Annotated in this window: 16 protein-coding genes; 6 read left to right on the top strand and 10 right to left on the bottom strand. The window is 70.3% G+C overall.

Translation table 11 applies throughout. The features are described 5' to 3' along the window. Window positions 1-36 precede the first annotated feature (36 nt). The 3 genes from cofH to cofE are packed head-to-tail and all read right to left on the bottom strand — an operon-like array spanning window position 37 to window position 4111. Window positions 37-2361, bottom strand: a complete 2325-nt coding sequence (gene cofH / locus ACFFJC_RS11670; RefSeq protein ID WP_379487681.1) for a 5-amino-6-(D-ribitylamino)uracil--L-tyrosine 4-hydroxyphenyl transferase CofH — start codon at window positions 2359-2361, stop codon at window positions 37-39. A 2-nt stretch (window positions 2362-2363) separates the two neighbouring features. Beyond that, window positions 2364-3317 (bottom strand): 2-phospho-L-lactate transferase, encoded by a 954-nt coding sequence (gene cofD, locus ACFFJC_RS11665; RefSeq protein ID WP_379487680.1) that lies wholly within the window; start codon window positions 3315-3317, stop codon window positions 2364-2366. Then, a complete protein-coding gene (cofE, locus tag ACFFJC_RS11660) occupies window positions 3314-4111 on the bottom strand; it encodes a coenzyme F420-0:L-glutamate ligase (protein WP_379487679.1) in 798 nt (265 codons plus the stop codon). Before cofE ends, cofD begins: the two co-directional genes overlap by 4 nt. Before the next feature lie 75 nt (window positions 4112-4186). On the opposite strand from cofE, the gene npdG reads away from it, so the two are divergent. From npdG to ACFFJC_RS11635, 5 genes are read left to right on the top strand one after another with little or no spacing between them, the layout of a single operon-like run. Continuing rightward, a complete protein-coding gene (npdG, locus tag ACFFJC_RS11655; RefSeq protein ID WP_379487678.1) occupies window positions 4187-4837 on the top strand; it encodes an NADPH-dependent F420 reductase in 651 nt (216 codons plus the stop codon). Then, window positions 4834-5433: a 2-phospho-L-lactate guanylyltransferase gene (cofC, locus tag ACFFJC_RS11650; RefSeq protein WP_379487677.1), complete on the top strand. Its 600-nt coding sequence runs from the start codon at window positions 4834-4836 to the stop codon at window positions 5431-5433. The genes npdG and cofC overlap by 4 nt, the downstream gene beginning before the upstream one ends. Window positions 5434-5481: 48 nt before the next feature. Next, window positions 5482-6339, top strand: a complete 858-nt coding sequence (locus ACFFJC_RS11645) for an SDR family NAD(P)-dependent oxidoreductase (RefSeq protein ID WP_379487676.1) — start codon at window positions 5482-5484, stop codon at window positions 6337-6339. Between the two features lie 42 nt (window positions 6340-6381). Next, window positions 6382-7302: a TIGR03619 family F420-dependent LLM class oxidoreductase gene (locus ACFFJC_RS11640; RefSeq protein ID WP_379487675.1), complete on the top strand. Its 921-nt coding sequence runs from the start codon at window positions 6382-6384 to the stop codon at window positions 7300-7302. 4 nt (window positions 7303-7306) lie between these two features. Then, on the top strand, window positions 7307-8551 hold the full coding sequence (locus tag ACFFJC_RS11635) for an MFS transporter (protein WP_379487674.1): 1245 nt from the start codon (window positions 7307-7309) through the stop codon (window positions 8549-8551). Window positions 8552-8566: 15 nt separating this feature from the next. Here ACFFJC_RS11635 and thiE read toward each other — a convergent pair whose 3' ends face one another. Continuing rightward, window positions 8567-9214 carry a thiamine phosphate synthase gene (gene thiE, locus ACFFJC_RS11630; RefSeq protein WP_379487673.1) on the bottom strand — a complete coding sequence of 216 codons (648 nt, stop codon included), beginning with the start codon at window positions 9212-9214 and terminating at the stop codon, window positions 8567-8569. 114 nt (window positions 9215-9328) lie between these two features. Between thiE and ACFFJC_RS11625 the strand changes: the two genes are divergently transcribed. Then, window positions 9329-9772, top strand: coding sequence for a hypothetical protein (locus tag ACFFJC_RS11625; RefSeq protein ID WP_379487672.1), 444 nt, complete (start codon window positions 9329-9331; stop codon window positions 9770-9772). Window positions 9773-9833: 61 nt separating this feature from the next. Here the strand turns inward: ACFFJC_RS11625 and ACFFJC_RS11620 are convergent, their stop codons facing one another. The 6 genes from ACFFJC_RS11620 to tkt form a co-directional block, all read right to left on the bottom strand. Next, window positions 9834-10745, bottom strand: coding sequence for a fructose bisphosphate aldolase (locus tag ACFFJC_RS11620; RefSeq protein ID WP_379487671.1), 912 nt, complete (start codon window positions 10743-10745; stop codon window positions 9834-9836). An 80-nt stretch (window positions 10746-10825) separates the two neighbouring features. Further along, window positions 10826-11905 carry an acyltransferase family protein gene (locus ACFFJC_RS11615; protein ID WP_379487670.1) on the bottom strand — a complete coding sequence of 360 codons (1080 nt, stop codon included), beginning with the start codon at window positions 11903-11905 and terminating at the stop codon, window positions 10826-10828. A 118-nt stretch (window positions 11906-12023) separates the two neighbouring features. Next, complete coding sequence (locus ACFFJC_RS11610) at window positions 12024-13223, bottom strand: phosphoglycerate kinase (RefSeq protein ID WP_379487669.1); 1200 nt, start codon at window positions 13221-13223, stop codon at window positions 12024-12026. Beyond that, the gene (locus tag ACFFJC_RS11605; RefSeq protein WP_379487668.1) at window positions 13220-13645 is read right to left on the bottom strand and encodes an MOSC domain-containing protein; all 426 of its coding nucleotides are present in this window, start codon (window positions 13643-13645) and stop codon (window positions 13220-13222) included. The genes ACFFJC_RS11610 and ACFFJC_RS11605 overlap by 4 nt, the downstream gene beginning before the upstream one ends. Window positions 13646-13708: 63 nt before the next feature. After that, entirely contained in the window at window positions 13709-14716 is a 1008-nt protein-coding gene (gene gap, locus ACFFJC_RS11600) for a type I glyceraldehyde-3-phosphate dehydrogenase (RefSeq protein WP_379487667.1), read from the bottom strand. Between the two features lie 13 nt (window positions 14717-14729). After that, window positions 14730-16718 (bottom strand): transketolase, encoded by a 1989-nt coding sequence (gene tkt / locus ACFFJC_RS11595; RefSeq protein ID WP_379487666.1) that lies wholly within the window; start codon window positions 16716-16718, stop codon window positions 14730-14732. Window positions 16719-16900: the final 182 nt, after the last annotated feature.

Genomic DNA, 16900 nt, shown 5'->3' with positions numbered 1-16900 from the left:
AGGACCAAGCCGCAGGCTAGAGGAAGGAGCAGGTGCTCACGCCATCACGTCGGCCGCCACGTCGCGGTAGAGCGTGGTGCGCTGGCGCAGCTTGCGGCCCACGCTTTCCGCCGCCGCGCGCATGGCGGCGACGTCGGCCAGCTGCCCATGCGCGGCGCCCGCGGCGCGGCTGATGCTTTCGTCCATGAGCACGCCGCCCAGGTCGTTGGCCCCGGCGGCAAGGACCGCCGCGGCGCCGTCCATGCCCAGCTTCACCCACGAGACCTGGATCGAGTCGATGGCGCCATGCAGCGCCAGCCGCGCGACTGCGTGCATCATCACCGCCTCCCGCCAGGTCGGACCCTTGCGGCACTGGCCCTTGCGGTAGAACGGCGCCTCCATGTGGACCAGCGGCAGCGGCACGAATTCGGTGATGCCGCCGGTGTCGAGCTGCAGGTCGCGCAGCGCCAGCAGGTGCCGGGCCCAATGCCGCGGGCTCTCCAGGTGGCCGAACATGATCGTCGAGGTGGTCGGCAGCCCGGCCCGGTGCGCCGTGCCGACGACCTCGAGCCATTCGCCGGTCGTCAGCTTGTCCGGGCAGATCTGCGCACGGACTTCGTCGCACAGGATCTCGGCGGCGGTGCCCGGCAGCGAGCCGAGCCCGGCATCGCGCAGCATCGCGAGGTAGTCGGCCACCGGCATTCCCAGCGTGCGCGCGCCTTGGCTCACTTCCAGCGGCGAGAAGGCGTGGACATGGAGATCCGGGCAGGCGTCCTTCACCGCCCGCAGGATCGCGAGGTAGGTCTCGCCAGTGTAGCTTGGGTGGATGCCGCCCTGCAGGCACACTTCGGTGGCCCCGCGCGCCACCGCCTCGCGCGCACGGCCGGCGATCTCCTCCAGGTCGAGGTTGTAGGGCTTGTCCCGCAGCCCCCCCTTGCTGCTGGTCTTGGAGAAGGCGCAGAACGAACAGGCGTGGGTGCAGATGTTCGTGTAGTTGATATTGCGGTTGACGACGTAGGTCACGGTGTCGCCGCGCACCTGTGCGCGCAGCGCGTCCGCTGCCTCCACCACCGCCTGGGCCGCGGCGCCGCGCGTCGCGAAGAGCGCGGCGATCTCGTCCGCGTCGAGCGCGGTGCCGCCGGCGGCGCGGTCGAGGATGCGGTGGAGTCGCGCCGCGACCGGGCCTTCGTGGCGACGGGCGAGAGGGGTCTGCACCGTGCCGGGTGCGTGGTCTGCCACCCCCGGGCTCCAGCGGCTGTCGCGCCCCAGCCCCTCGGCGTCGGCGAGACGCAGCACCGCGGGGCGGATCGCCGGATCGAGCCAGCCCGGCTCCGCGAGGAAGCGCGGGTAGACGGTCAGGCGCTCCACCAGCGGCATCCCGGCGCGGGCGCAGACCGCCTCCAGCCGCTCGATCTCGGGCCAGGGCGCCTCCGGATTGACGTGGTCGAGCGTGACCGGCGAGATCCCGCCCCAGTCGTCGATCCCGGCGTCGATCAATTCCGCCAGCCGCTCATCATTGAGGTTGGGCGGCGCCTGCACCGAGACGTCGTCGGGCAGCACGATGCGCGCGGCGGCGATGGTGCGCAGGAAGTCCGCCTCGCTGGCCTCGATCGCGCCGGACATCTTGGTGCCCGGCTTCGGGCAGAAGTTCTGGACGATCACCTCCTGCAGGTGCCCGTGCGCCGCGTGCAGGTCGCGCAGCGCGAGCAGCGCCTCGATGCGCTCCTCCGGTGTCTCGCCGATGCCGATGAGCACGCCGCTGGTGGTCGCCACGCGCGCGCGCCCCGCGGCGGTCAGCGAGGCGAGACGCACGGCCGGGTCCTTGTCGGGCGAGCCGTGGTGGCACATGCCCTTGTCCAGCAGGCGGCGCGAGGTGCTCTCCAGCATCAGCCCGACCGAGGCGGCGACGGGGCGCAGCATTCGCCAGTCATCCTCGTCGAGCACGCCGGCGTTGACGTGCGGGAGCAGCCCGGTTTCCTGCAGCACCCGCGCCGCGCAGTGGCGCACGTAGTCGATGGTGCGCGCGAAGCCGCGCTCCGCCAGCCAGTCGCGCGCGGCGGCGTAGCGGCGCTCCGGCGCGTCGCCGAGCGTGAACAGCGCCTCCTTGCAACCGGCGGCGGCGCCGGCGCGCGCGATCTCCAGCACCTCGTCCTCGGAGAGGTAGGGCGCCTCAAGCCGCGAGGGCGTGGTGGCGAAGGTGCAGTAGTGGCACACGTCGGCGCACAGGCGCGTGAGCGGGATGAACACCTTGGGCGAATAGGTCATCCGCGCCGGCGTGTGGTGCCCCTGCCGCGCATCGCGCCGCCCCCGCGCCTCGGCCGTCAGGGCCGCCAGCGGGGTGGTGAGGAGTCGGGTCGTCAATGCATCGTCTTCGCGCGCCATGGTCATCCTGCTTTGATACGGGCTGCGGACAGTGCTACGCGCGCAAGCCGCTCCCGATCTCCGGCATCGCACATGACTGTTGGCGCGACGGTGACGCAAAGGCCGCGCGCCTGCAAGTCCCCGGCGTCTGCCGCGTCGGCCCCGTCGATGACGATATGGTCGAGGAGATCGCCGTAGTGATCGGCGATGGAGGCATTGCTGACCGGCCGCCCCAGCTCTCCCAGCAGCTTGGCGAGCGGCCCCTTGAGCGACGTGCCGCCCACCAGCGGCGAGACCGCGATCAGCGGCACCCGGCGTGCCTCCAGCGCCGCGCGCACTCCGTCGACGCTGAGGATCGGATCGACGCTGAGATACGGATTCGAGGGGCAGACGACGATCGCGGCCAGGTCCTCACGCGCCAGCGCCGCGGCAAAGGCGGGCGACGGCGCGGCGCCCGGCACGCCTGCGAAGCGGACTCCCGTCGCCACCGGCCGGCACTGCTCGGCGACGAAGTAGCGCTGGAAGTCGAGCCAGCCTTCGGCCGTGCCGACCTGCGTGCGCACGGGGGCGTCGCTCATCGGAACGATCGCGTGCGCGATACCGAGCGAACGCGTCAGCCGCGCGGTGACGCCGGACAGCGTCTCGCCCGCGCGCAGCCGCCAGGAGCGGGCCAGGTGCATGCCCATGTCGCGGTCGCCGAGGTTGAACCAGTCCGCCTCCCCCAGCGCGCGGAGCATGGCCATGGCCTGCCAGGTCTCGTCCTTCACGCCCCAGCCGCGCACGGTGTCGTTGAGGTCCGCAAGGGCATAGGTGACCGAGTCGATGTCAGGGCAGATGGTCAGGCCCAGGTGCTCGAAGTCGTCCCCGGTGTTGACCACGATCGTGAGGTCCGCGGGATCGAGCACGGCCGCCAGGCCCGCCGCGAGCTTGGCCCCGCCCACTCCGCCCGAAAGCGCGAGCACGTGCCGGCCGCTCATCGGAACATGTCCTGCTCGACCGGGCGCAGTCCGCTGGCGGCGCCCGGTCCGTCCTCCTCGCATGTCCACCGCCCGGCCCCCCGCACCAGGGCCACGGGAGTGCCCTCATCCCCCTCGCCCATCGCCAGCGCACCGACCGCCGCAATCGAGTCCGCCACCGCGATCACCGTCGCCTGCAGGGTGCGGCCGTAAAGGTCGACCGCGCGGCCGCGGCGATCCTCCAGCACGTGCAGGCCGGCGCAGCCGATCGCCGTGCCCACCGTGCCGATGCGCCAGGCCCGGCCCATCGAATCCGCGATCACCACCCCTACGCGCGGGGCGCCCGCCTCGCGCAGCTCGGCACGCAGCCGGCGGGCCGAGGCGTCGGGATCGCGCGGCCAGAGCAGCACGGTGCCGGCATCGCCGCCCTCGACGTTGCTGGCGTCGATACCGGCGTTGGCGAGAACGTGCCCGGTGCGGTGCCGGGCGATGATCGCCGCCGGGTGCGGGCGCATGATCTCGGCGCTCTCGTCCAGGATCGCCTGCGCCATTGCCGCTCCCCGCCCGGTGCGCGCCGCGAGTTCCAGCGCCTCGGCATCGGGGTCGAGACCGGCCAGATCGACCGTCCGCCCCTCCACCTTGGAGACGATCTTCTGCGCGATCACGCATATATCGCCGTCGCGTAAGGCATCGCCGTCGGCCGCGAGCGCGGTGCAAATCGCTTGCGCAATCGACCGGCCGGGGGCGAACATGGGCAATCCGGCCAGCGCACGCACGCTGATGTCCGGAACGGGGTTTTCTCGTTCGGCACTCATTGCCGACACCTTAGGTCCGGCGGGCCGACAATCACAATCGCCAAGCGCGACATTTCGTGGGAGAGATAAGCTATCATGGCAAGGATCGCGGTCATCGGGGGCACCGGCGCGCTGGGCAAGGGCATCGCGCGCCGGCTCGTCGCAGCCGGGCACGAGGTCACCATCGGCTCGCGCGCGGCCGACAAGGCGCAGGCGACCGCGGAGGAGCTGGGGGCCGCCGGGTTCGCCGCCAACGCCGAGGCCGCGCAAGACCAGGACGTCGTCATCGTGTCGGTGCCCCACGCGTCGCAGGCCGAGACGCTCGGCCAGATCCGCGACCGCGTGGGCCAGGCCGTGGTCGTCGACACCACCGTGCCCCTGGTGCCGCCCAAGGTCATGCGCGTCCAGCTTCCCGCCGAAGGCAGCGCCGCGCTCCAGGCGCGCGAGCACCTCGGCCCCGACGTGCGGCTGGTGACGGCGTTCCACAACGTCTCGGCCCACCATCTCGATTCCGACCACGCGATCGAGTGCGACGTGCTGGTCTTCTCCGACGACGTGGAGGCGCGCAAGACCGTCGTGGAACTGTGCCCGGGCATGGGCCTGCGCGGCCTTTCTGGCGGCGCGCTCGCCAATTCGGCCGCGGCCGAGGCGCTGACCTCGATCCTCATCTACATGAACAAGACCTACAAGGCCGACGGCGCCGGGATCCGCTTCACCAACCTGACCGAGGCTCCCGCGATCCCGTGACGCAGCGACCGGCCACCTGGGCGCTGATCCCGGTCAAGGCGCGCGGTGCCGGCAAGAGCCGGCTGGCCGCCGCGCTCGATCCGGAGGAGCGCGCCCGGCTGGTCGATGCCATGCTGGCGCATGTGGTCTTGGCGGCAGAGGGCGCGGTTTCGCGCACCCTGCTCCTGGGCCCTGAGCGCGGAGCCTGTGCGCTGGAACGGGTGGAGGACGCCGGAGGCGGGCTCAACGCCGCGCTCGACGCGGCCTTTGCGGCGCTCTGCGGTCGAAGCGACGCTCCGGCCCGGCTGGTGGTGCTCGCGGCAGACCTTCCGCAGGTCTCGGTCCAGGACATCGCCCGGCTCGCGCGGCTGCCGGCGGGGACGCTGGGGATCGCGCCTGACCGGCACGGCACTGGTACCAACGCGCTGTCGCTGCCTTTGCCTGAGGCGGCAGGGTTTCGCTTCCACTACGGCGTCCACAGCGCCGCGCGGCACCGCGAGGTGGCGGAAAGCCTCGGCCTGAACGCGGTGACGATCACCGGCCCCGGGCTGGAGAAAGATATAGACGAGCCTGCGGACTTGGCTGATGCTCAACATATGTTCAGCCTCGTGACCTGATCGGGCGGGCTGCGGATGCCGAGAACGGCACCCTGGGTGGAGAGGCAAGTGCAGGCAAGCGACATCGACCTGACCGGCCAAGTGGTCTTCGTGACCGGCGGCGGCGGCGGCATTGGCCGGGCGATCGCGCTGTGCATGGCCGACATGGGCGCCGACGTCGCCATCATCGAAGCCGTGCCCGAACGGTGCGAGCAGGTCACCCGCATGGTGGAGGAACGCGGCCGCCGCGCGCTCTGCATCCCGGGCAACGTGATGGATGTGGACGCGCTCCAGGCCGCCGTCGTGCGCGCTGCCGACCGGTTCGGGCGGCTCGACATCCTCGTCAACAACGCGGGCGGCGTCACCCGCCGCAACTTCCTCGACCTGGCGGAGAAGAACTGGCGGCGGCACATCGACCTCAACCTGGTCAGCAATCTCGCGGCGACGCAGGCGGCGGTGCCGGTGATGATCGCCGGCGGACGCGGCGGCGCCATCGTCAACGTCACCAGCATCGAGGCGAGCCGCGCCGCGCCGGGCTACGCCGTCTACGCGGCCTGCAAGGCCGGCATCAACAACCTGACGCGGACGTTGGCGCTCGAGTTCGCCGAGCACGGCATCCGCGTGAACACGATCGCGCCCGATTACACGGTGACGCCCGGCACGCGGGGCCAGTTCACCGGTCCCGTGGACGAGAGCACGTGGCATCAGCCCAGCGCCGCGCAGGTCGAAGGCATCCGCCAGCGCATCCCCGCCGGCCGCGCCGGGATCGACGAGGAGTGCGGCCGCGTCGCGGTGTTCCTGGCCTCGCCCATGGCCAGCTACGTGACGGGGACGATCATCCCGGTCGACGGTGGCTCCTGGGCCTCCGGCGGCTGGGTGCGCGACCGTACCGATACCTGGATCCTCCCGCCCGAAGTCGCCGGCTGAACCCGGCGCACCATGGCGCGCAATCATGAAGATGGACGACCGATGACCTTCACGCTCAGCACCAGCCTGCCCTTCGACCACATCGACAAGCCGCAAGAATGGGGCACCATGCAGGCGCTGCACGAGATCGCGCGCGCGGTGGAGGCGGCGGGCTTCTACGCCGGCACCGTCACCGACCACCCTGTGCCCTCCTCGCGCTGGCTCGACAACGGCGGGCACTATGCGCAGGACCCCTTCGTCATGCTTTCGATGCTGGGCGCGACGACGACGACGCTGCGGCTGCAGACCAACATCCTCGTGCTGCCCTACCGCAATCCCTTCATCACCGCGCGCGCGGTCTCCAGCCTCGACCACTTCACCGGCGGGCGCGTCATCCTGGGTCTGGGCGCGGGCTACATGAAGGCCGAGTACAAGGCGCTCGGCGTAGATTTCGACAGCCGCAACGACATCATGGACGAATACATGAAGGCCATGAAGCTCGCCTGGACCGGCGAGGACTTCACCTTCGAGGGCAACGGCTACACCGCGCTCGGCAACCGCGTGCTGCCCACGCCCGCGCAGACGCCGCATCCGCCGCTGCTGGTGGGCGGCAATTCCAAGCGCGCGCTGCGCCGGGCCGTGGAACTGGGCGACGCCTGGCATCCCTTCTTCGTGCCCAAGGCCATCACCGACACCGCCCGCACCGCCAACCTGGAGGGCGACGAGGACATCCTGGCCGCCATCGCCTACATGGCGGAGCATTGCGAGAAGATCGGACGCGCGGTGCCGCCCAAGGTCATCGCCTCCTCCACCTACTCGGTGAAGGCAGGCTGGAACGCGCAGGAAGCGCTCGACCATTTCGCGAACCTCAAGTCGCTGGGCGTCGATGGCTCGGGCGCGACGATCTACACCGAGACCCGAGCCGAGTACCTGGAGCAGGCGCAGAAGTTCGGCGAGGACGTGATCGCGAAGATCGACTTCTGACCCGGTGAGCACCTCCGCCTCCTCCGCCGACGAGTGGCGCCGCGGCTGGCCGACCGTGCTCGCCGCCATGGTGGGGATGTCGTTCTACAGCGTCATCACCTACTCGCTGGGCACGTTCATCGGACCGATCGAGCGGGAGTTCGGCTGGAGCCGCGCCAGCATTTCCGGCGGGCTGACGATCTTCGCCGGGATATCGACTCTCGGGGGGCCGTTCGTCGGCATGCTGCTCGACAGGGTCGGTACCCGGCGGCTGGCGATCGGCTCGATGCTGCTCTCGGCCGGAACCTTCGCCGCCTTCGGCACAGCCACGGCGGCGCTGGGCACCTGGTTCGCGCTCTACGTCGCCTACGGCGTCTTCGCGCTGGGCATCAAGTCGACGGTGTGGAGCGCGGGCGTCTCCAGCGTGTTCACCCGCTCGCGCAGTCTCGCGCTCGCGCTCATGCTCTCCGGCTCGGCGCTGGCGCAGACGCTCGCGCCGATCGCGGCGAACTGGCTGATCGCCCACCACGGCTGGCGCGCCGCCTACGTCTGGCTGGGGACCGGCTGGGGCGGGCTGGCGCTGGTGCTGCTCCTCTTCTTCTACCGCGATGCCCGGGCGCGCCGCGCGGCCGAGCCGGGCCCCACCCCGCTCCTGCCCGGGCTGACATTCCGCGAGGCCTTGCGCGACACGCGCGTGATCCGCATCGCCGCGGCCAACCTGCTGATGTCGCTGGTCGGCGCGGGCGTCACCGTCCACCTGGTGCGCGTGATCGTCGAGACCGGCACGACCATGAACGAGGCGGTCGGCGTCGCCGCCACGGCGGGGATCGCGGGCATCGCCGGCAAGCTCCTGGTCGGATGGCTCCTCGATCGCATCCAGGGCAGCCTGGTGCCGGTGGGCGGCTTCGCCGTCGGCGCGCTCGGATACCTGCTGCTGCTCGACCCGCTGGAACTCGGCATCCCCGCACTGACCGCGGGGACCATGTGCCTGGGCTTCGCGGCGGGGGCCGGGCTCCAGATCTCGACCTACCTGATCTCGCGCTACGCGGGCCTGCGCCACTTCGGCGCGGTGTTCGGGACGATCAGCTCGATGATGATGGCCGGGACCGCCGCCGGGCCGCTCATCGCCGGCGCCGTCCACGACGCGACCGGGAGCTACGACGCGCTGCTGTGGACGGCGGTGCCGATCATGCTCGGCTGCGCGCTGCTGTTCCTGCGCCTCGGCCCCTATCCCGAGTTCGCCGAAGCGGCGCCGGCCGACGAGGGCTAGCCGGGCCGCAGCGCCTCAGCCCTGCGCCTCGGCCAGCGCCCGGTGGAACGCCTGGACCGCCGCGACCTCGTCCCCCTGCCACACCGCGCCGGACACTGCGAGGAAGTCCGCGCCGGCGCGCACGAGATCGCCGCAGTTCGCGGGCGTCACCCCGCCGATGGCGACGCAGGGGATCTCGAAGATGGCCTGCCACCATTCCAGCAGGTCCAGCCCCGCCACGTGCTTCGTGACCTTGGTGGCGGTGGGAAAGAAGGCCCCGAAGGCGACGTAGTCCGCCCCGGCCTCGCCCGCTTCCATCGCGAGGTGGCGGCTGTCGTGGCAGGTGACGCCGATCTGCGCCTCGCGGCCGAGCGCCTGGCGGGCCTCCTCGACGGTGCCGTCCTCCTGCCCGATGTGGACGCCGTCGGCGCCGAGGCGCTTGGCGAGGCTGATCGAATCGTTGACGATGAAGGCGACCTGGCGGTCCGCGCAGATGCGCTGGAGCGGCTCGGCCAGCCGGGCCGCCTCGTGCTGGTCCCGGTCCTTCACCCGGAACTGGAACGCGGCCACCTCGCCCGCGTCGAGCGCGCGCTCCAGCCGTTCGGGGAAGGCTCCGCCGACGTCGAGCGGCGAGATCAGGTAGAGCTGCGTCGGTTCGCGCGGGATTTCGGTTTCGTCGGTCATTGGCGCGCTCTAGCTTCCCGCCGGCCCGACGCCAAGCGTTCCGGAACCGTTCAGGCACCGCCGTGTTGCTTGGGCCGCATGAGGTTGCTCGTCGTTCCCCTCGTTCTCGGCGCCATGCTTGGCGGCTGTACGGTGATCCCTCCGGCCGATCCCTCGCGGATGCCGCCCGCCGAAAGGCCCGATACACCCCCGCAACCCTCGGCGCCGCCTCCGTTCTACCCGCCGCCGCCTGCTGCCCCGAAGCAGGCGCCGCTCGCCTACGCCGCGCTCGGCCAGACCGTCCGCGTCGAGGGCCCGCTGGTCACGCCGCTCGAAGTCCTGGAAGACAGTCGCTGCCCGATGAACGCGCGCTGCGTCTGGGCCGGCCAGGTGCGCCTGCGCGTGCGCATCGAGAGCGGGCGCGGCGGCGTGCTGGAGCTCACCTCGGGCAAGCCCGCCACCGTGGCGGACGGGACGCTCGAACTGGTCGATGTGCGCCCGGACAAGATGGCGGGCAGCGGGAACGCGGTCGATCCGTCGGCCTATCGCTTCGGCCTGCGCTTCAGCGGCGGCTACTGAGCCACGAAAAAGGGCGGCGCCCTCCCGGACGCCGCCCTTCTTGCGAAATCAGCCGAAAGGATCAGGCCGCCGCTTCGGCTTCCACCTTCTGCGTCGAGCCCTGGTAGATCTCGTCGATCGCCTCGGCCAGCGCGGCGTTGAACTCGGCGTCGCTCATCTGCGAGCGCAGGTCCGAGAGCAGCGCGCGGCTGAAGCTGGCGATGATGCCCTTGTTCTTGGCCAATTCGACGCAGGCTTCGGAGCGCGAGAAGCCGCCCGAGAGCGCGACCACGCGCAGCACCTTGGGGTGGTCCACCAGCGCGTCGAAGGTGCCCGGCACCACCGGCAGCGACAGCTTGAGCATGACCTGCTGGCCCTCGGGCAGGGCGTCGAGGTTCTTGAGGATCTCGTCGCGCAGGATGGTGTCGCAGTCCGCGCGAGTCTCGCTCTTGATGTTCACCTCGGGCTCGATGATCGGCATCATGCCGTGCGAGAGCACCTGCGCGCCGATCTCGAACTGCTGCTTGACGACCGCGGCGATCCCCTCGGCGTTGGCCGAGTTGATGACCGAGCGCTCCTTGGTGCCGAACACGCCGAGCGCCTTGGAACGCGCCAGCAGCGCGTCGAGGGTGGGCATCGGCTTCATCATCTGCACGCCGTTGGCCTCGTCCTCGAGGCCCTTGTCGATCTTGATGAACGGAACCACGCCCTTGGCGATCAGCGCCTGCGGGGTGGACACGCCATCGACCTGCCCGTCCATGGTGCGCTCGAACAAGATGGCGCCGATGACCTTGTCGCCGGTGAAGGCGGGCGAAGAGATGATGCGCGCGCGCATCTCGTGGATCAGGCCGAACATCTCCTCCTCGCTCGACCAAGCGCCTTCCTCGATCCCGTAGCCCTTGAGCGCCTTGGGCGTCGAGCCGCCGCTCTGGTCCAGCGCGGCGATGAAGCCGTCACCGTCGGCCATCTTCGCGGTCATCTGTGAATAGTCCATGGTTTCTCCTCCTGAGTTGTACAGAACAACCTGTCTTCGAGCCTACGCCGCACCCCCTTCTTTCGCAACTGCGGCAAGGATCAATTTGGAAGCGCGCGCGGCGGCACCGGCTTGGCGCGGGCGTGCAGCAGGACGTTGAGCCGCCGGCGCATCGGAATGTCCACGAGCCGCACGCAGAGCCACCCCAGCCCGACGCAGGCCGCCAGATAGACCGCGCCCATCAGCACCGGGTCGAAGCCGAGGTCGTCCTTGAACCAGCGCATCGGCTCCATCAGCCCCCAGTGCACCGCGTAGACCGCGTAGGAGACCTCGCCGAGGAACCAGGCGAACGGCGCCAGGGCGCGGGAAGGCTCCACCCGCGCGCCCAGCCAGACGAGCGCCGGGGCCAGGATCATGCTGCAGGCGAGGTCATACCATGTTGCAGGCACGAAGGCCGGGTCGGCCAGCAGCATCGCGGCAATGGCGGCCAGGCACAGCACGCCCAGCCAGCCGGCATGGCGCACCTCCTTGACCGGCAGCCGGGCCAGCAGCACGCCGGCCGTGAACGACATCGTGGTGCGCACCATCGAGATGCCGACCTGGTTCCATACGGCGCCCAGGTTCCCGTCGTCATGCGCGAAAACCGCCGGGGCGAAGAACCAGGCCGCCGCCAGCACGATGGCCAGCAGGCCCAGTCGCGGCAGGCGGAACAGCACCAGCACCAGCCCGAGGTTGGCGACCAGTTCGAAGAACAGCGACCAGGCCGGCACGTTGGTCGGGAACAGCGTGCGCGTGACCGGCGAGGGCAGCATCAGCGCGTTGAACGGCAACGAGGCGGCGATGCGATCGAAACTTATCGCCTCGCCCTTCCCCGTCCAGTGGTTCGAGAGCGACGAGATCGTGGTGATGACGATCCCGGCCAGGAACAGCGGATAGAGGCGCACCACGCGCTGCTTCATGAACTGCCACGTGCCCAGCCCCGCCCGCCATCTCGGTAGGTAGGTGCGGCAGAGCACGAAGCCGGACAGCGCGAAGAAGAAGTCCACCGCCACGTAGCCGTGCGGGGCCTGCGAGATGTTGTAGTGGAACAGCGCCACCGCCAGCGCGGCGATGCCGCGCATGCCGTCGAGCGTCACGTAGCGCCCCTGCCAGGGGGGCGCGGTCCGGTCGCTGGCGTTCATGCGCGGCGGCATCTTTCCAAAAACATCCTCGTCGTCCCGGCGCGGGTCGGGACCGCGGGCCGCCGGGGGCCCGTTCTTCGGCAGGGCTCCCGGCCGGCGCCGGAATCGTCGCGGGGAACTACCGGGAAAGCGCGGCGACGCCCGGCAGTTCCTTGCCTTCCATCCATTCGAGGAAGGCCCCGCCTGCGGTCGAGATATAGGTGAAGTCCTGCGCGACGCCCGCATGATTCAGCGCGGCGACAGTGTCGCCACCGCCCGCGACCGAGACCAGCGAGCCTTCGGCGGTCAGCGCCGCCGCGGTCTTCGCCAGCGCCACGGTAGCGGCGTCGAACGGGGCCATCTCGAACGCCCCGAGCGGTCCGTTCCACACCAGCGTGCGGCACGTCTTGAGCACGTCGCCGAGCGTCTCGGCAGCGGCCGGGCCGGCGTCGAGGATCATCTCGTCGGCGGCGACTTCGTGGACGTTGCAGGTGCGCAGGGACGGCGGGTTCGCCGCGAACTCCTTGGACACGACCACGTCGTAGGGCAGGTGCACGGTGCAGCCCGCGCCCTCGGCCGTGGCGAGGATCTCGCTGGCGGTGCCGGTCAGGTCGTGCTCGCAAAGCGACTTGCCCACGTCCACGCCCTTGGCGGCGAGGAAGGTGTTGGCCATGCCGCCGCCGATGATGAGGTGGTCGACCTGGGTGACGAGGTGCTTGAGCACGTCGAGCTTGGACGAGACCTTGGCGCCGCCGACGACCGCCGCGACCGGCTTCTCGGGGCTGCCCAGCGCCTTGTCGAGCGCTTCCAGCTCGGCCTGCATCGAGCGGCCGGCATAGGCGGGCAGCACGCGGGCCAGGCCCTCAGTGGTGGCATGGGCGCGGTGGGCGGCGGAAAAGGCGTCGTTGACGTAGAAGTCGGCGTTGGCGGCGATCGCCTGCGCCAGTTCGAGGTCGTTCTTCTCCTCGCCCTTCCAGAAGCGCGTGTTCTCCAGGATCGCGATGTCGCCCGGGCGCAGGATGCCCACCGCCTGCTTCACGACGTCGCCGGCGATCTCGGGCACGAACATCACTTCCTTGCCGAGCGTCGATTCGACCGCGCCGACCACCATCGACAGCGACTGGGTGGAGACGCGCTCCCCCTTGGGACGCCCGAAGTGGGCGAGCAGCAGGACCTTGGCGCCCTTCTCGCTCAGTTCCAGGATCGTGGGCGCCGCGGCGCGGATGCGGGTGTCATCGGTGACGGCGCCGTCCTGCATCGGCAGGTTGAGGTCGACGCGCACCAGCGCCACCTTGCCGTTCACGTCACCCAGATCATCAAGGGTCTTGAAAGCGCTCATCTCTCGATCCTTATCTCGTCGCCCAGGGCGATTTCGCCGTCCACCAGCACCGTGCCCAGCACGCCGCCCCGCCAGTCCGGCAGGAGCGCGCCCTTGAGGCCTGGCACCACTTCCTCCATGCGGCTGCACGGATCGCATTCCATCGTGACTTCGAGGCGAAGGCGCGGGCCGACCGCCACGACATAGCCGCTTTCCCGCGGGAAGCGCAGCCCTCCCACCAGCAGGTTCGCCCGCCGCGCATGCCAGGGCGGCCGCTCCCCGAAGAGGTCCGTCGCGCCGAGGTCGTCCAGCGCCGCCTGCCAGCTCTCGATCTCCATCAGGGAGACCTGGCGGCGCGGCTTGCGGCCCGGACGCACGGCGCCGCGGAAGTCCCCCTGGATCCCCGCGGCGGCAGTGACGGCGACGGAGCGCAGTTCCTCCATCGGCGCGCGCGGGCGTGGCCTGCGCGCGATACCGATGAGGCGCCCCCCCGTCGCCATCCAGTCTTAGAGCAGTCCGCCCATCACGCCGGCCGTGTCGACCATGCGGTTGGAGAAGCCCCACTCGTTGTCGTACCACGACAGCACGCGCACCAGCTTGCCCTCGAGCACGGCGGTCTCGAGGCTGTCGATGGTCGACGAGTGCGAATCGTGGTTGAAGTCGATCGAGACCAGTGGCTCCTCGGTGTAGCCGAGCACGCCCTTGAGCTCGCCCTCGGCCGCTTCCTTGAGCAGCGCGTTGACTTCCTCGGCGGTCGTGTCGCGGCTGGGCACGAAGGTCAGGTCGACGACCGAGACGTTCGGGGTCGGCACGCGGATCGACGAACCGTCGAGCTTGCCCTTGAGGTCCGGGAGCACGAGGCCGACGGCGACGGCGGCGCCGGTGCTGGTCGGGATCATGTTCATCGCGGCGGCGCGGGCACGGCGCGGGTCGGAGTGGATCTGGTCGAGGATCTTCTGGTCGTTGGTGTACGAGTGGATCGTGGTCATCAGGCCGCGCTCGATGCCGATCTTCTCGTGCAGGACCTTGGCGAAGGGCGCCAGGCAGTTGGTGGTGCACGACGCGTTCGAGACCACCAGGTGGTCGGCGGTCAGCTTGTCGTGGTTGACGCCGTAAACGACGGTGAGGTCGACGTTCTTGGCCGGAGCCGAGATCAGCACGCGCTTGGCGCCGGCTTCGAGGTGCTTGGAGGCGCTCGCCTTGTCGGTGAAGAAGCCGGTGCACTCGAGCGCGATGTCGATGCCGTTCTCGGCGTGGGGCAGGTTCGCCGGATCACGCTCGGCCGTCACCTTGATGCGCTTGCCGTTGATGATGAGGTCTTCGCCATCGACCTCCACGGTGCCCTCGAAGGCGCCGTGGACGCTGTCGCGCTTGAAGAGGAGGGCGTTCGCCTTGGCGCTCGCGAGGTCGTTGATCGAGACCAGTTCGAGACCGCAGTCGGGGCGCTCGAGAATGGCGCGGGCGACATTGCGCCCGATACGTCCGAAACCGTTGATCGCAACCTTCGTCGCCATAGTAATCTCCTCCTTAGCTGCTGAGCTTGTCCATAATATGGGGCACGATCGCCTCGACGGTGAAGCCGAAGCGCTCGAACAGGACCTTGGCGGGGGCCGACGCGCCGAAGCGGTCGAGGCCGATGTTGAGGCCGCCGTTGCGGCTGGCGGCAGTGTGGCGCTCCCAGCCGTGGGTGGTGCCGGCCTCGATCGAGACGCGCAGGATCGACGGGTCGTGCGGCAGGACCTCGTGCTTGTAGGCCGCGTCCTGCCCCTCGAACAGCTCCATGCACGGCATCGAGACGATGTCCGCGCCCACGCCCTGCGCCTGCAGCGCGTCGCGCACCTTGACGGCAAGCTCCACTTCCGAGCCGGTGGCGATGAGGATCACCTTGCGCTCGCCCTCGGCGCGGCGCAGCACGTAGGCGCCGCGGGCGCACAGCAGGTCGCCCGAGGTGCGCAGCGGCGGCAGGTTCTGCCGGGTGAGCGCGAGCACCGATGGCGTCTCGGGCGTCGACAGCGCGAGCTGCCAGCACTCGGCGGTCTCCACCGCGTCGGCGGGGCGGAAGACGTTGAGGTTGGGGATCAGGCGCAGGCTCATCACCTGTTCCACCGGCTGGTGCGTCGGGCCGTCCTCGCCGAGCCCGATCGAATCGTGCGTCAGGACGTAGATCACGCGGGTCTGCTGCAGCGCCGACATGCGGATCGCGTTGCGGGCATAGTCCGAGAAGATCAGGAACGTGCCGCCGTAGGGGATCACGCCGCCGTGCAGCGCCATGCCGTTCATCGCCGCCGACATGCCGAACTCGCGGATGCCGTAGTAGACGTAGCGGCCGGCGTAGTCCTCTGCCGTGAACGGCGCCTGGCACTTGGCCTTGGTGTTGTTCGAGCCGGTGAGGTCGGCCGAGCCGCCCACCATCTCGGGAACCAGCGGCGCCAGCACGTTGAGCGCGTTCTCCGAGGCCTTGCGGGTGGCAACGGGGCTCGCGCCCTCCAGCCAGCCGGCGAACGCCTGCGCCGCCTCGTCGCCCGCGGGAAGCTCGCCCGCCATGCGGCGCTCGAACTCGGCCTTCTGGGGATGGCCGGCCAGCCGGGCTTCCCACTCCTGGCGCGTGGCGACCGCGCGCTTGCCGGCGAAGTGCCAGTCGGCGGCGATCTCGGCGGGGATCTCGAAGGGGGCGGAGGTCCACAGCAGGTGGTTACGCGCAGCCGCGATCTCGGATTCGCCGAGCGGCGCGCCGTGGACGTCATGGCCGCCCTGCTTGTTCGGCGCGCCCTTGCCGATCACCGTGCGGCAGGCGACCAGCGCCGGCTTGTCCGAGGCTGCGGCCTCGGCCAGCGCGCGCTCGATGTCGGCGAAGTCATGGCCGTCGCACGTGAAGACGTTCCAGCCCGAAGCCCGGTAGCGCGCCGGGATGTCCTCGGTAGTGGAGAGCGAGGTGTCACCGTCGATGGTGATGCGGTTGTCGTCCCACAGCACCTTGAGGCGGTTCAGCTTGAGCGTGCCGGCAAGGCCGATCGCCTCGTGGTTGACGCCTTCCATCAGGCAGCCGTCGCCGGCGATCACCCAGGTGTCGTGGTCCACCAGGTCATCGCCGAAGGTGGCGTTGAGGTGGCGCTCGGCCATGGCCATGCCGACCGCCATCGCCAGGCCCTGCCCAAGCGGGCCGGTCGTGCATTCCACGCCCTCGATCAGGAAGTTCTCGGGATGCCCGGCGCAGACCGAGCCGAGCTGGCGGAAGTTGCGGATGTCCTCCAGCGTCGGGCTGGCGTAGCCGGTCAGGTGCAGCAGCGAGTAGATCAGCATCGAGCCGTGGCCGGCCGACAGCACGAAGCGGTCGCGGTCGGCCCAGCGCGGCGCCGCGGGATCGAACTTGAGGAACTTGGAGAAGAGCACCGTCGCCACGTCCGCCATGCCCATCGGCATCCCCGGGTGTCCGCTGTTCGCCGCCTGTACCGCATCCATCGACAGCGCCCGGATGGCGTTGGCCATCGGCGCGAGACGGTCAGGGGCGAGGGTCATGAACTACTCCGGGTAGGCAGGATTACGACGATTCGTGGTTTCGGGACCCCCTTTAGGGAGAGGCGGTCCCGCGTCAAGTTCACCGCCGGATTTCGCCAGGGCGCGGCGTTCCGCCCCGCTCGTCGCACGCCCGCACCTTTGGAGCGCAAGCGCGTGACAATATTGTGAACAACGCCGCCGAT

Source organism: Novosphingobium soli (assembly GCF_042432915.1).
GTDB lineage: Bacteria > Pseudomonadota > Alphaproteobacteria > Sphingomonadales > Sphingomonadaceae > Novosphingobium > Novosphingobium soli.
Note: the sequence above shows the minus strand (reverse complement) of the source record. Positions and strands in the feature narration are given on the sequence as shown.

Excerpts from the sequence above, each read along its gene's own strand:
- cofH (WP_379487681.1), bottom strand. The coding sequence starts at position 2,361 with ATGGCGCGCGAAGACGATGCATTGACGACCCGACTCCTCACCACCCCG.
- cofD (WP_379487680.1), bottom strand. The coding sequence starts at position 3,317 with ATGAGCGGCCGGCACGTGCTCGCGCTTTCGGGCGGAGTGGGCGGGGCC.
- cofE (WP_379487679.1), bottom strand. The coding sequence starts at position 4,111 with ATGAGTGCCGAACGAGAAAACCCCGTTCCGGACATCAGCGTGCGTGCG.
- npdG (WP_379487678.1), top strand. The coding sequence starts at position 4,187 with ATGGCAAGGATCGCGGTCATCGGGGGCACCGGCGCGCTGGGCAAGGGC.
- ACFFJC_RS11640 (WP_379487675.1), top strand. The coding sequence starts at position 6,382 with ATGACCTTCACGCTCAGCACCAGCCTGCCCTTCGACCACATCGACAAG.
- thiE (WP_379487673.1), bottom strand. The coding sequence starts at position 9,214 with ATGACCGACGAAACCGAAATCCCGCGCGAACCGACGCAGCTCTACCTG.
- ACFFJC_RS11625 (WP_379487672.1), top strand. The coding sequence starts at position 9,329 with ATGCTTGGCGGCTGTACGGTGATCCCTCCGGCCGATCCCTCGCGGATG.
- ACFFJC_RS11620 (WP_379487671.1), bottom strand. The coding sequence starts at position 10,745 with ATGGACTATTCACAGATGACCGCGAAGATGGCCGACGGTGACGGCTTC.
- ACFFJC_RS11615 (WP_379487670.1), bottom strand. The coding sequence starts at position 11,905 with ATGAACGCCAGCGACCGGACCGCGCCCCCCTGGCAGGGGCGCTACGTG.
- ACFFJC_RS11610 (WP_379487669.1), bottom strand. The coding sequence starts at position 13,223 with ATGAGCGCTTTCAAGACCCTTGATGATCTGGGTGACGTGAACGGCAAG.
- ACFFJC_RS11605 (WP_379487668.1), bottom strand. The coding sequence starts at position 13,645 with ATGGAGGAACTGCGCTCCGTCGCCGTCACTGCCGCCGCGGGGATCCAG.
- gap (WP_379487667.1), bottom strand. The coding sequence starts at position 14,716 with ATGGCGACGAAGGTTGCGATCAACGGTTTCGGACGTATCGGGCGCAAT.
- tkt (WP_379487666.1), bottom strand. The coding sequence starts at position 16,718 with ATGACCCTCGCCCCTGACCGTCTCGCGCCGATGGCCAACGCCATCCGG.